The sequence below is a fragment of the Pseudomonas sp. PS01270 genome (genome assembly GCF_029959775.1).
In the GTDB taxonomy this organism is placed as follows: Bacteria; Pseudomonadota; Gammaproteobacteria; order Pseudomonadales; family Pseudomonadaceae; genus Aquipseudomonas; species Aquipseudomonas atacamensis.
Map to the genome: position 1 here is coordinate 1 of NZ_JASCPT010000050.1, position 12,896 is coordinate 12,896.

The following is a 12,896-nucleotide window of genomic DNA, read 5'->3' on the forward strand; positions in this document are numbered from 1 at the left end:
ACATCAAGATCGGCACCGGCCAGTTCATCGACGCCGGCCAGGAAATCCACCTGAGCAGCGGCATGAAAGTGGTGATGGAGGCTGGTGCGGAACTCACGCTGATCGGCGGCGGCAGCTTCATCAAGATCGACGCTGGTGGCGTGACCATGAGTGGGCCGGTGATCAACATGAACTCCGGGGGTAGCCCGGGCGTTGGTACTGGCGCCGCGCCGTTGATGCCGGGACCTTTGAAACAGGCAGATGCAGATAAGGCTGGGCAGGTAGTGAAACCTTCGCTCGGTTCGTTCAAAGCTCAATCGAAGGCAGGCGTCTTGCTGCCCACTCCATCATGTCATCTGGATGCGAGCGGTCATTGCCCGATCCACCAACCCGGTGCGTCGACATGATTGAGTCCATCGAATCGCCGTTCAAACAGTCCACGACGACAGGCGCGATGTGTCTGATTCTGGACAGAAGCTTTGATGCGGATCTGCTCAGTCACTTGTTCCAGAGTGACGAACAGTACCGCCCCAGCTGCCTTCCACTGTTCACCAATACCCGCTACGCAGACTTGCAACCAGCAGGCCCATACGTCGTCCTGTATCCGGAGAGGCAAACCGTTGCTCCCTACGTCAGCACTTTGCTGGAGCAGTCTGATGCAGGTTGCGTCGCCTGGTTAAGCGACTCCGCTTTGCTGGATCAGGGCGTGGAACACTGGCGCAGCTTGCTGACCGTGCGCACCGACGAAGAACCGCAACAGATGATGCGTTTCTTCGATCCGCGCTGGCTCGAACCGTTGCTGCTTGCACTCGACGAGACCGAAAGAGCGCAGTTCATGGGGCCGTTCAGCGCGCTGGCATGGCGTAACGAGATTGGCTGGCGCTTCTACGCAAAACCTCCTCACACCCCGCCGACGGCCAAGCAGCCACCGGCATGGCTATACGTGGGCGAAGAACGTCAGGCATTGATCGAACAGGGCCGGCTCAGAGTCATCGCCACGCGCTTCGCGGACGATTACCGCGAGGTTCTGCCGACGGATGACCGCGTCGAGTTCGTTCATCGCCAGTTACTGGCCGCAAAAGATACGGGATACGAGCAAATGGCCGATCAGGAGCGCTGGCTTCGCGTAGCGATCCAGCGTGGCGACCGATTCTGGAAGCAGCCGCCCGCCACCGAGTTGCTCGCGCGTGACGACATAGCGCTCGGCGACAAGCTGACTCAACTGGAAAGCCTGTGAATCACAAGGACGATGAGCAATGAGCACCACCTACACAGTTAAGAGCGGCGACACTCTTGGCAGCATTGCCGCCGCCAACAAATGCTCCGTGGCCGATCTACGAGCGCTGAATCCGATCATCACCGACCCCAACCACATCAAGCCTGGATGGGCGCTGCAATTGCCGGCAGCCAAGGTTTTGCCGCCGCCGAAACACGCCGAGAACAAGAGCACCACAGCCGTCAAAGGCGCAGTCGAATGCCAGGATGAACTGGTCGACGTCATCCACATCACCGGCGACGATCACTTTTACGTGCTGACGGAAAAAGAATCGAAAGAGCTGCAGAAGCAATCCGACCTCGTCAAAAAACTCATGGACGAGCTGCACCAGAATCTCGCCAAGGCGACCGAAGCCAGGCTGTGCGCCAAGACCAAAGATCCGCAAGCCAATTGCACCTGCACGCGCTGCATCAAGGATGCCTGGAACGCCAAGGCTGAAGAAGCCGGGCTGCTGCAGCGCTCGCCTCCGGTTGTGGCAAAACCGAAAGCTGTCATCGAGCGCAAGGAAGACCTGCAAGGCCAATTGGCGACGGTGCAGAAGGCCCGCGATTGGTATCAGCGTTACACGCCCCAGCCGGCTTTTGAAGGCAGCTATCTGGAAACCAACTGGGAGGGCTTGCGCGCTAAAAAAGTCGCTGAACTGAACGCCGAGATTCAATCGCTGCGCACCCGCATCGCCGCGCAAGGCAAAGCCGAAGCTGGCGACAGCTCTACGAGTGCCAGCGGTGCAGCTCCGGATCTCAAGCACGGCAAAGGCAAAGGCACCGAGACGCAAAAAGGCAAGCAGGTCAAAACCGGCATCACCGTCGTCGAGTACATCTCCTTCAGCGATCCGACCCGACGCCACTACATTCCAGTGCGCACCCGAGAAGAATTCACCTGGCGGGTCAAAGTGCCGACCACCGTGATGCGTGGCAAACCGCTGGATAAAAATCTGGCCAAGGATTTGCTCAAGGACATCCGCACCGCTGTCAGCGATGGCCGCAAGACCAGCCCGCTGGGCAGCCTCGAGGCCAAGTTCACCTCTTGGACGAGCAAGGACGACAACCTACTCAACGCCCTGCATAAAGAATGCTCGTGGACATCCAACGAAGCCGACTCGGCCAAATACGCCGTATCGGCCGAAGCTCACGCCTTTCGCTTTGCCGCAACGGCCAGCGCCGGGATCAACAGCTGGGAGCCCGGCAAAGGCAACGTCGAAGTCGGCGTCAAAGCCAGCGCCGCCATCTCGCTGGCTGAAGGCTCGATAGCGCTGAAGAGTTACTTTCCGGATCAGGGCGGTTACGTGGTGCGCATGCCCTACCGCAATGCCGAAGGCAAGAAAGTGGTCAGCGACATCGGTATCTTCCGCCTCGACGGCAAGATCGAGCTATCGTGTTTCGCTGGCGCGACGGCCCAAGGCCAAGCTGGCGTCAAAGCCCAATACAAACCCAAGGAAGTAGAAGCCTCCGGGGCAACAGCTCTGCTAAGCCCGCCCGACATGGCCGTCGACAAGAAACGCGGCGGCAGCCTGGGATTGAAAGGCAACGCCTTTGCCGGCGTGCAAGGCGGAGGCACCGTCACCGGCACGTTGAAGTGGCTTGATTCAACCAAACAAGGGGTCGGCAAGATCGTCGCAGGACAGGCGAACGACAGCGGCAGCACAGACTGGTCGAGCCTGGTGGAGATCAAGGCTGAGGGGAACGCGGCGCTGGGTATTGGGGCCGGTTTTGATTTTGGGATTGAGATTACCGAAAACCGTTTGGCAATAAATTGCAAAGCGAGTCTGGTTTTCGGCCCTGGCGCAGGAGGCGGTTTTGGTACAGCAGTCGACCTCGAAAAGATCGGTGACCTGATCTACGTCTTCTGCAATGCTCTATCAAAGGCAGATTTCCATTACCAGCTAGCTGTAACTGAAGAAGCATTTGAATATATGGCTAGAGGTCTTTTCCAGATTATCAGCCAACCCGGCGAATCCATAGGCAAAGCATTTTCAAATAGCGCCAATGATATGAGACTCTGGTGGAAAAAACGAATTGCAACCAAACAGGAAGCTCAGACCACCGCCACTTACTTACTAAAAAATAAAACCGTTAAAGTAAATAGCAAAAACATTCCAATCAGTCTGCTACCCCCAGAAACAGTCGGGCCGATCATCTATCTTCTAACAGAAAGCTTTGTTGAAAGCTGGTCCGAAGAGCAGGAAAAAGCTGTTGTATTTTTGCTCTCTCACATCCGCACTTGGCGACAATTCATCCATATATTAGAAAACTGCTCAAAAGACGGAAAAAAAGTCGATCCAATGAGTAGCTTGAATCGCATCAATGCCCTGCTCGATGGGCATGAGCAAATGCAATTCAATAGTTTTATTAAAGCACTTGCAGCAAATATTGAAACAGCATCCGAAAAAACAGTAATGATTGCTTGGCAGCCAGGCCAATCATGGAGAAAAGAAAAAACACTGCTAGCGGCCCGGAGAAGCGGGCTATTTGACAGGATAGCCTAGCGCGGAGGGCGTCGCAGACGCCTTCCGAACAGTTATCAAAGCGGACTGCTGGACTGGATTGCGCACCTAAAGCTAGTATCGCTGGAATGATATTTTTGTACTAAATCTTGTGGCCAACGCCGCACCAGTGGAGCTGCTGACAGCGGTGCCTCCAAAGTTGTAGATCCTCTCCTGATTTTTCTGTTCCCAGATTCGGGGCCCTGAGGATTTTCCAGGGGGGAAATTTTGTAATAATCTTCAGCGTACCAGTCATTTACCCAATCGGTTGAGTTCCCAGCCATGCCATAAAACCCTAGAGGGTTAGGCGCAAATCGATTAACTGGGAAATTCTCCTGTTCATTTTCAAAAGGAAAGTTCTTTCCGTAGTCAAGGCTTCCAGTGTCAGTTGGAAAAAGTATATGTTTTCCACGATTGCGAGCCGCGAATTCCCACTGAGCCTCCGTCGGCAAGTCCACTTCGTAACCACTTAAAGACCCTATCCACTTACAGTAATCTTTTGCCTCCTGCCAGCTTTGAGTTGGAGCTGGAAGATCAGGCAAATATAAATCTTTTAGATCTTCACGCTTTCGATCATCTTCATCATAAAGAGGCTTTCCATTGGCAACAAAAAAAAGATCAAAATCCGCCAACCTAGCCTGATACTTCGAGAGATAGTAACTGGTCAATTTTACAGGATGGACGAAATCATCATTACCTTTGCTACTGATATTACAAAGCTGCTCCGGCTCCTGCCCACAAGGCCAGGTACAAACATCTCTTTCATCGTATTCACAAATCCAGCCAAAGTCGCCCATATCAAACTGGCCACCTTCGACAAAGACCATGTTGTCAATTGACTGGACCACGGTGTTGAGAACCTTGTCACGAAGCTCGGCCGAAAGATCAGGATATTTCGTTTCTACGGTCGCTGCGATGGAGGCCACCTTTTCGGGCGACAAGGTTTTGCTAGGCGGCAGAGGACCTGATTCAGCCTCACAGCCGACCAAGAGCATCAAGGCAGGAAGGGCAAGCAAAAACTGACGTAACACAGGCAATATCCTTATAAGGTGCGTCTGACTTACAAACATACCATCGCCCGGCAATACTACAAAATAACAAGTCCGTCAGCGAGCTCAACGCGTGTATGAACAATGCTCCTGGACATTAAACGAGGCCGAGGCAATGCCTTCCGCTTCGCCGCTGCGGTCCGCGCCGGATCAATGGCTGGGAACCTGGCAGGGCAATATCAAAATGAAGATTGAGCAACGGCGCCAGCGGCACCATCGCGATACCAGCCTCACAGTTTTTCAGCAGTTTGTACGGAGCACCGGAAGCCAGTGCCAGGATAGTAGGCATCTTGCTGCGGATTATCAGGCCAGCGTCGGACAACGGAAGCGGCGGACATGGGGCCTTCAGGATAATACGAACCACGTTTGACCTTATAGACTCCTGTTTCTGGCCCCCGTGGATTCTCCCTTGGAGAATGCCGATAGTAGTCTTCGCCGTACCAATCGTTAACCCAATCAGTGGCATTTCCTGCCAACCCAAAGACCCCCAATGGATTGGGAGGAAATCGATCGATTGGAAAAGTTTGCCCCCCTCCTTCATTTGGATAGTTCTCTCCAAAATCCAAACTACCCGTATCGGTAGGAAAAAGAATGTGTTTGCCGCCATTCCTAACCACGAATTCCCACTGCGCTTCTGTAGGTAAATCTATAGGGTACCCGCTGAGTTCGGCCAACCATACGCAATAATCCTTCGCTTCTTGCCAACTTTTGGTGAAAGCAGGCAAGTCCGGTTGATAGCGAAACTTTAAATCCTCTCTTTTGCGCTTTTCGGAGTCGAAAAGCGGCAGTCCTTTGGCGTTAAAAAATAAATCAAACTCTTTCAATGACACATGATATTTTGAAAAATAAAAACCGCTCAACTTAACGAAATGAACGAAATCATCATTACCATCACGGCTGATATTACAAAGCTGCTCCGCCGCCTGCCCGCAAGGCCAGGTACAAACATCTTTTTCATCGTATTCACAAATCCAGCCAAAGTCGCCCATATCAAATTGGCCGCCTTAAACGAAAACCATATTGTCAATTGACTGCACTACGGTGCTCAGAACCTTGTCACGAATTTCGGCGGAAAGGTCAGGGTGTTTCGTCTTGATGGTCGCTGCGATGGAGGCCACCTTTTCGGGCGACAAGGTTTTGCTAGGCGGCAGAGGACCTGATTCAGCCTCACAGCCGGCCATCAGCATCAAGACAGGAAGGGCGAGCACAAGCTGACGTAACACGGGCAATATCCTTATAAAGGTGCGTCAAAGGTCAAATATACCGTTGCGCGACGAGACTACAAACCATACCCCGACCTTGAACACGATCGCCGTTGCCCATCACGAATCTCTGCTGAGCCGCCAAATTAAGCTTCACCTAAGCTTCCCCCGCTAGCATCCCGGCTCATCAACCTGTCGTCTTGAGCCGTAATGAGTCCCTCCGACATGAAAGCCTTCGATCTGCCTACCCAGCCGCATCCCAACTTCAGTCTGGTTCTGGTCAATTACAAAACCCCGGACATTACCCGCATGTGTCTGGAGCTGTTGCGCGAGCATGTCCAGGCGCAGGGCATTCCAGTGTGGGTGGTGGATAACGATTCGGCGGATGCCAGCCTCGATTATTTGCGTTCGCTGGACTGGATCAATCTGATCGAGCGGCCGTCGCCGGGCAAGGAAATGGGGCATATTGCCCATGGCAAGGCGCTGGATCTGGCCTTGGCGAAAGTTGAGACCGATTACTTGTTTCTGCTGCACACCGACACCTTTGTCTACGACATGGAAGTGTTTGCGATGATGATGCGCGAATGCACCAAAAGTGCGGACATGGCGGCGGTCGGTTGTGTCGAGCAACTTGATCGTGGGTTACTGCGTGATACCTGGCGTTTAACTTCGCGGTTCTGCAAACATCATGTTCGTCGACTCAAAGTTCATCTTGGCCTGCGTTCAAAACCGCCACGCCCGTATAAAGAAACCCATTTGAAAAGTTTTTGTACGCTGTGGAATGCGCGTTTGATGAAGTCGCTGGGGTTGCACTTCTGCATGGATGAGGAGGTGCCTGGTTACACGCTTCAGGATCGAATGGTCGGGTTGGGCTATGGCGTCAGGTTCCTCTCGCCGCGGAAGATTTTCCGCTATCTGGATCACATCCAGGCCGGGACCGTCGCGGCGGCAGGCACTTATGGCAAGGATCATCGCCGTACAAAAATGTACCAGCAGACACTCAAGCGCTTGCAGGGGCAGCATGGCAAAACCGGTATGCAAGCTTCGACTTGATCGAAAACAATTAAAAAGGGCGACTGCAAAGTCGCCCTTTTTGCTTGCAGATTCTGTATACAATTTTCGTCAGTAGTGGAGTTCGCCCAGTGTTACGGCCTGGCAATCCTTGCACCGGTAAAGAGCCCTGACACTGGGCGAACGCCGAGGATTTTAATTCAAACAAGTGGGCATGTCGTCATGGGGAAACATGAAATTTTTGCACTGAAAAGTTAAAAACTGTGTTTTGCCGATTTATCCCGGGAATTGTCTTACAAAAAACTTTATATGATTGCTCTCATACATAAAGTTGTACAAGAGCAATAAACTTGTAGAGCTAATACTCAACTATCGTGCTGACTGGTCACTTTCAGGATATCGGTATAAGTGACAATAACGCTCTGCCCTACTTTCAGATCTTTCAACTTGGCCTGAATCTCCGGCTTCTTCACATCGAGCGTCTTCGATTGTCCGGATGGATTTTGGAGGGTGACCTGATTGGTCTTCAAATCAATTTTGCTGATTTTCAGCTGCACCTGAACCTGACGATAGGCCTCGCCGCCCGGGTTATCGCTGCCCGGGGCCTTGCGCAGTTCGCCAGTGCGCTCGGTGGTGCCTGGCAAACCTTTATCTACATCGGTGTCGAGATAAGCGGCGACAGATCGCTGCACCTCGATCTTCACCAGGTCCCCTACTTTGAGATTGGCAAGATTTTTCGCTTTGTCGCTGAGCTGAACGTGGACCTGACGTCCTTCGGGGCCTTCTAGCACGACCTGGTGATTGGCCGGGTCGACAGCGAGCACTTTGGTGGTAACGGAATCGGCCTCAACGACGGCGGATAACGGAATGTCGGCAGCCAGAGCGCCGAAACTCGTGACAGAAAGCAGCGTTGCGAGAGTGATGGCCTTGGCCAGAGCGTCGAGCTTCATATGCATTACTTTCCCTGTGATGAAATGGCGACACCCGCCACCGAAAACACTTCAGCGGCGGGCGTGCCAGTGAGCATAGACGCTGTTCAGGGCTTGACTTGGGTTTGTGGGCCTCGGGTGTTTGGCTTGGCGGTCTCCTGCGCAGTGGATTCGCCACTCGGCGTGCCTTTGCCGCTGTCCTGCCGCTGCTTGGGATCGGTCGGGCGCAGCGCATCGTTATCGCGTTCGGTTTCGCCGGCCGGGCGTGGTTCGTCGGGATTGTCGTTCTGGTTGATGGTGGTATTCATGGCAGGAGTCCTCAGGCTTCGGGATCTTCGAGTTCGCGGGCGACGTTGACCTCGGGTGACTGCTTGTGCAGATCATCGGCTTTGGCGCGCAACAACTGCCATTGCTCAAGATCAATCGCGCCTTGGCCGAGCAGGTCATCGGCGATGCGCTGCAGATCGAAATAGTGGGCGTCGGGCGATTGCTGCCAAAGCGTCTGATCGTCGAACAGGCGTTGCCAGGTGTTGAGGTCTGGGAGTTGCACGTCGTCGCTCATGGGTGAGTCCGAAAATGGCGGGTTTCTGGGTAGAGCGGAGAGCGCTGCTGAGAGTTCCAGTCAGTTAACTCAGCGGTCACAGCGCTGACGCTTTCGGGAGCAGGCTCGCTCCCACAGGGAAGAAAGCGGTGCCGCCGTTAATACCCGGTCATTTCCAGATAGCCCTGGCCAGGATGGCTGCCATTGATCTTCACCGGCCCTTCCCAGTACGGAATACGCAAATCCATCCAGGCATTGCGGTTGATCGCGTCAACGCTGATATCGAGTTGCTTGTCGGGAATGCGGATCGACCATTTCACCGGCATCGGTCGATCAGCCACCTTGGCCGTATCCTGCGGCACGAGGCTGATCTGCTCGCGGTGCAATGTCTGAATCTGCCCGTCAGCGGCGATCCAGGTGCCGGTCAGATAAGGTGCGCCGTCCTTCTGCCGCATGCGATAAAGCATCACGTGTTCGCCGCTATCCAGATGCAGCGAGAACCAGTCCCAGCCCGTCTGGTTGGCAGTCAGCGGTTGGCTGCTCCATTCGCGATCAAGCCACGCCGGACCGCTGACGGTGTAGGTCTGGCCGTCGATCTGCAGCGTGCCGCTGGCCTGGAAAAATGGCTGGCTGTAGTAATACGAGGCCTGACCTTCTTCGGATTTCTGGCTGAAACCGTTGTCGCCTTGCAGCACCAGCGGGCGGCTGGAGGTGAGGCGCAGTTGATAAGCGAAATTCTTGTCACGAGCACTGAGTTGCATATCGCGCAACGGATCCTGCGCCTGACTGGCAAACATCCAGTCATCGATCCACGCTTCGAACGGCGCCAGGCGCACGCCGGCCTGGCCTACTCCGCCCCGGGCGTAGCGCTCGGCGGCGTGGTGCACCGAGGGCGAAGTGACCGCCGCATGGCCCAGCCAGATTGTTTGATTGCCCCACCCGGCTTGCTCGGCAACCGGTTTCAGGGCGCTGCGAAACAGCGTCCATTGCACGCCGAAATCATTGCCCTGCTGGTCCTTGAGGTTGGCGGTGACGTACCACCACTCGATGCGAAAACCATCATGCGCGCCGTGATCGGCCGGGAAGCTGAACACCCGACCGGGCACCACCGGAGTGAAGGACTGCGCCTGATCGCCCATGCCGGCAAAACCCTTCTCCTCGGGTGCAGGCTGATCGCAGCCACCGAGCAGCAGCGCAATCATCAGCACGAGCCATTTAGTCCTCATGGGCAAACGTCCTCAGCAAGTCCGCCGGTTGCGTGCGGTACAGCGAATACAGCGGCCATGCCGAGGCCAACAGAGTCGCCAGCAAGGCCAGGCCCATCAGTTGCAACAACTGCAACGGAAACACCCGCAACGGCAGGCGCCAGCCGAATGCCTGCACGTTGATCACCGCATCCAGGCACCATGCCAAAGCAATGCCCAGCGGCAGCGCCAACAGCAACGTCAATACGGCGAGCAGCCAGGTCTGGCCGAGGTTGAGCAGCATCAATTGTTTGCGCGTCACGCCCAGCGCCCACAGCGGTGCGAGTTGACTGAGGCGACTCTGGCTCTGGGTCAGCAGACTGATGAACAGCGCCACGCCAGCCACGGCCAAGGTCAGGCTGTTCAACGCCGCCGTCGCGGCAAAGGTGCGTTCGAAGACCTGCACCGACCAGCCCTTGAGCCGCGCCTGATCGACGATGCGGTTGTCATCCAGCGCAAAACGCGCCTGCAAGGCGTTGAGCAGCGCCGGAATCTGCGCTGGGTCGATGCGCAAATTGAAGCGGTTCGGCGTGAGTTGCGGCCAGCCGCGCAACAGGTGCTCACTGCTGATCAGCACGTGCCCTTTCGGATTGCCGTAGTCGGCGTAGATGCCGACGATACGCGGCGACCACGTGCCGTTTGGCGTGGGAATGTTCAGATGCTCGCCCGGCCGCAACTTCAGGCGTCGTGCCAGTTGTTCGCTGAGCATCACCGCATCATCCGTGGCCAGTTTGCCCCACGGATCGCTGCCACTGCTGTCGAGCAACGGCCAGTGCTGGCGATAGTAGGAGTGGTCGATGATGCCGTAGACATCGGCCGGCCAGCCTTGCAGTGTCACCGAAACCTGCCAGTTGGGCAGCACAGCGGTCACATTGGGCTGCTGCTTGAGCCAACTGTGCATCTCGCGGGCCTGCGCCGGATTGGAGGGGTTGATGTACAACTCGGCGCTCAGGCGTTGTTCGAGCCAGTCGTTGAAGGTCTGGCGAAAACCGGCGGTCATGCTGCCAGCGCCGATATTGGCGGCGAGCGCCAGCAGCAGCGCCATCAGCGCCAGACTCAGGGCTGGCAGTTGCTGGCGGCAGTCGGCGAGAAACCACTGGCCGAGCACCGACCGACTGCGTCCGAGCAACGGGTTCAACAACGCGCTGAGCAACACCGGCAAGGCCAGCGCGGCACCGAGCAACAGCCCGGCCATCAGCACGAAACCGCTGCTCAGGCTGTCGCCCCAGATCAGCGCCGCCAGCGCAATCATCAGCAGCGCTGTCGCCAGCCAACCCTGTCGGCGCAACCAGCGCGAATACTGTTGATGCCACGCCTGCGGATCGGCCACCGCCAGCAACGGCAGGCGCGCCGCCCGCAGCAGACTGTTGGCCCCGGCCAGCAAGGCGCCAAGCAGGCTCAGACCGATGCCGCTGAACCACCACCAAGGGCTCAAACGCAACTGCCCCGCCACTTCCGCGCCATACAGACCGCGCAGGCTGGCGGCGACGTCCGGCAGCAGCACGCTGGCCAGCCAATAGCCGCTGATCACACCGAACAATCCACCGATCAGCGCCAGCACACCCAGTTCAACCACCAGACACGCGATCAGCATTCGCGCACTGACGCCACAGGCACGCAACGTGCGCAGCAAGCCTCGGCGCTGTTCCAGAGCGAGGCCGATGGCGGCGTGGACGATGAACAGGCCGACCAGAAATGACAAAAATCCAAGGGCATCAAGATTGAGGTGAAAGCTCTCGGTCAGCCGCGCGAGATTGTTTTCTTCTCCGCTGCTTTTGAGCTGCAAGCGATCGGTGAAACTCGCTGGTAATTCCTGATGAAAATCCTTGGGCAACAGCAGCCGAGACAATTGCTCAGGCTGGTCGAGCAGTCTTTGCGCTACGCCGATATCGACCAGTAACAGGCCCGGCGCCATGTCCTTCTGCGCGAGCAGCGGCGGCAGGGTCTGGCCGTTCACGGTTTGCGGTGTATCGCCTTCGCGCAAGCCGAGCATTTGCATCGTGTCCGGGGAAATCCAGGTGCTGCCCGGCGGGCTGAAAAATTCGACGATGCGCTCGATCGGCATCGCCTGCCCGGCCACTGCCGAATCCGTCGGCAGCGATACCGGCTCGATGCCCATCACCTGAATCCGCTGGTCTTCGTGACCCTTGAGCGTCAGCCGGCCCTGCAACACCGGCGACACCGGCCAGCCCTGACGGCGCAATTCGATAAACCAGCGCTGGGTAAACAGTGCCCCATTTGGCGTGCTGAGGCTGGCCTGTGGTTCGCCGCCGATCATCTGGCTGGCCCGCGCGTAGCTGTCGCGCGCCTGACTGTTCAGCGCCTCGACGCCGGTGAGCAGACTGGTGGCCAGCCACAGCCCGGTCAGCACACTGAAAAACTGCACGGGATGACGCCGCCAGTGGCTGAGCAGCGCGCGCAGGGTTTGCCGCCAGATCATCAGGCGACCCGCCCGTTCGACAACACCACGCGCTGAGCCAGACGCGCCGCAACGCGCTGACTGTGAGTGACCATCAACAAAGTCGTCGGCGTGTCATCGAGCAATTCCAGCAACAGCCGCAGCACTTCATCGCTGGTCGCTTCATCGAGGCTGCCGGTGGGTTCATCCGCCAAGAGCAATTTCGGCTGCGAAGCCAATGCCCGGCCCAATGCGACTCGTTGCTGCTGGCCGCCAGAGAGTTGCTCGGGGTACCGCGAGAGCAGATCGCCAAGACCCAGACGCTGCACCAGATGCGCTTGCCAGCGCGGCTCATGGCGCCCGGCGAGGCGCGCCTGAAAGGCCAGATTGTCTTCCACGCGCAGGCTGCCGATCAGGTTGAACTGCTGAAACACCAGACCGATTTCCGTGCGCCGCCAGTTCGCCAGTTGCGCTTCGCTCATGGCTTCCAGGCGATGTTCGCCGCTGCGAATACTGCCGCTGTCGACCTTGTCCAGCCCCGCCACCAAATGCAGCAGCGTGCTTTTGCCACTGCCCGATTCGCCCATCAGCGCGAGGCTGCCACCGGCCTCCAGCGTCAGGTCGACGCCTTGCAGCACCGGCAACAATCCCTGTGGCGTGGCATAGCTTTTGAAAACGTCGCGAACCTCAAGCATGGGCAAACCCGATCAGTGAACCTGGGCCTAGGATAGCGGCCCTGAATGGTTTTTGTCCGCTGATGATCATCGTCAACCTAGCGCCGCGCC

Annotated in this window: 12 protein-coding genes and 1 pseudogene; 4 read left to right on the forward strand and 9 right to left on the reverse strand. The window is 56.7% G+C overall.

From position 1 onward, the window contains the following. The 3 genes and pseudogenes from QMX86_RS15290 to QMX86_RS15300 all read left to right on the forward strand — a co-directional run. Positions 1 to 386, forward strand: a pseudogene (locus QMX86_RS15290) (type VI secretion system tip protein VgrG); the annotation flags it as partial. Next, positions 383 to 1,216, forward strand: coding sequence for a DUF4123 domain-containing protein (locus tag QMX86_RS15295; RefSeq protein ID WP_163032976.1), 834 nt, complete (start codon positions 383 to 385; stop codon positions 1,214 to 1,216). The pseudogene QMX86_RS15290 and the gene QMX86_RS15295, both read left to right, overlap by 4 nt. 19 nt (positions 1,217 to 1,235) lie before the next feature. Continuing rightward, a complete protein-coding gene (locus tag QMX86_RS15300) occupies positions 1,236 to 3,740 on the forward strand; it encodes a LysM domain-containing protein (RefSeq protein ID WP_282384133.1) in 2,505 nt (834 codons plus the stop codon). Positions 3,741 to 3,775: 35 nt separating this feature from the next. Here the strand turns inward: QMX86_RS15300 and QMX86_RS15305 are convergent, their stop codons facing one another. The 3 genes from QMX86_RS15305 to QMX86_RS15315 form a co-directional block, all read right to left on the reverse strand. Next, positions 3,776 to 4,768, reverse strand: a complete 993-nt coding sequence (locus QMX86_RS15305; RefSeq protein WP_073474321.1) for an SUMF1/EgtB/PvdO family nonheme iron enzyme — start codon at positions 4,766 to 4,768, stop codon at positions 3,776 to 3,778. A 248-nt stretch (positions 4,769 to 5,016) separates the two neighbouring features. Next, positions 5,017 to 5,775 (reverse strand): SUMF1/EgtB/PvdO family nonheme iron enzyme, encoded by a 759-nt coding sequence (locus tag QMX86_RS15310; protein ID WP_243242165.1) that lies wholly within the window; start codon positions 5,773 to 5,775, stop codon positions 5,017 to 5,019. Between the two features lie 15 nt (positions 5,776 to 5,790). After that, the gene (locus QMX86_RS15315) at positions 5,791 to 6,009 is read right to left on the reverse strand and encodes a hypothetical protein (protein WP_241089708.1); all 219 of its coding nucleotides are present in this window, start codon (positions 6,007 to 6,009) and stop codon (positions 5,791 to 5,793) included. A 204-nt stretch (positions 6,010 to 6,213) separates the two neighbouring features. Between QMX86_RS15315 and QMX86_RS15320 the strand changes: the two genes are divergently transcribed. Next, positions 6,214 to 7,041 (forward strand): glycosyltransferase, encoded by an 828-nt coding sequence (locus tag QMX86_RS15320; RefSeq protein ID WP_073474319.1) that lies wholly within the window; start codon positions 6,214 to 6,216, stop codon positions 7,039 to 7,041. Positions 7,042 to 7,364: 323 nt separating this feature from the next. Here the strand turns inward: QMX86_RS15320 and QMX86_RS15325 are convergent, their stop codons facing one another. The 6 genes from QMX86_RS15325 to QMX86_RS15350 all read right to left on the reverse strand — a co-directional run bounded on the left by QMX86_RS15325 (position 7,365) and on the right by QMX86_RS15350 (position 12,806). Continuing rightward, positions 7,365 to 7,949, reverse strand: coding sequence for a hypothetical protein (locus tag QMX86_RS15325; RefSeq protein WP_024012461.1), 585 nt, complete (start codon positions 7,947 to 7,949; stop codon positions 7,365 to 7,367). An 86-nt stretch (positions 7,950 to 8,035) separates the two neighbouring features. Then, complete coding sequence (locus tag QMX86_RS15330; protein ID WP_130929187.1) at positions 8,036 to 8,236, reverse strand: hypothetical protein; 201 nt, start codon at positions 8,234 to 8,236, stop codon at positions 8,036 to 8,038. 11 nt (positions 8,237 to 8,247) lie between these two features. After that, positions 8,248 to 8,490 (reverse strand): hypothetical protein, encoded by a 243-nt coding sequence (locus tag QMX86_RS15335; RefSeq protein ID WP_041478609.1) that lies wholly within the window; start codon positions 8,488 to 8,490, stop codon positions 8,248 to 8,250. A gap of 137 nt (positions 8,491 to 8,627) precedes the next feature. Beyond that, entirely contained in the window at positions 8,628 to 9,695 is a 1,068-nt protein-coding gene (locus tag QMX86_RS15340; RefSeq protein WP_130929186.1) for a lipocalin-like domain-containing protein, read from the reverse strand. Then, complete coding sequence (locus QMX86_RS15345) at positions 9,685 to 12,156, reverse strand: ABC transporter permease (RefSeq protein WP_282384140.1); 2,472 nt, start codon at positions 12,154 to 12,156, stop codon at positions 9,685 to 9,687. The genes QMX86_RS15340 and QMX86_RS15345 overlap by 11 nt, the downstream gene beginning before the upstream one ends. Beyond that, positions 12,153 to 12,806, reverse strand: a complete 654-nt coding sequence (locus QMX86_RS15350; RefSeq protein ID WP_016774109.1) for an ABC transporter ATP-binding protein — start codon at positions 12,804 to 12,806, stop codon at positions 12,153 to 12,155. The genes QMX86_RS15345 and QMX86_RS15350 overlap by 4 nt, the downstream gene beginning before the upstream one ends. Positions 12,807 to 12,896 lie beyond the last annotated feature (90 nt).

Bases quoted from the DNA above. Each gene is read 5' to 3' on its own strand.
- QMX86_RS15310 (WP_243242165.1), bottom strand. From the start codon at position 5,775: ATGGGCGACTTTGGCTGGATTTGTGAATACGATGAAAAAGATGTTTGT.
- QMX86_RS15300 (WP_282384133.1), top strand. From the start codon at position 1,236: ATGAGCACCACCTACACAGTTAAGAGCGGCGACACTCTTGGCAGCATT.
- QMX86_RS15340 (WP_130929186.1), bottom strand. From the start codon at position 9,695: ATGAGGACTAAATGGCTCGTGCTGATGATTGCGCTGCTGCTCGGTGGC.
- QMX86_RS15335 (WP_041478609.1), bottom strand. From the start codon at position 8,490: ATGAGCGACGACGTGCAACTCCCAGACCTCAACACCTGGCAACGCCTG.
- QMX86_RS15350 (WP_016774109.1), bottom strand. From the start codon at position 12,806: ATGCTTGAGGTTCGCGACGTTTTCAAAAGCTATGCCACGCCACAGGGA.
- QMX86_RS15330 (WP_130929187.1), bottom strand. From the start codon at position 8,236: ATGAATACCACCATCAACCAGAACGACAATCCCGACGAACCACGCCCG.
- QMX86_RS15295 (WP_163032976.1), top strand. From the start codon at position 383: ATGATTGAGTCCATCGAATCGCCGTTCAAACAGTCCACGACGACAGGC.
- QMX86_RS15320 (WP_073474319.1), top strand. From the start codon at position 6,214: ATGAAAGCCTTCGATCTGCCTACCCAGCCGCATCCCAACTTCAGTCTG.
- QMX86_RS15325 (WP_024012461.1), bottom strand. From the start codon at position 7,949: ATGAAGCTCGACGCTCTGGCCAAGGCCATCACTCTCGCAACGCTGCTT.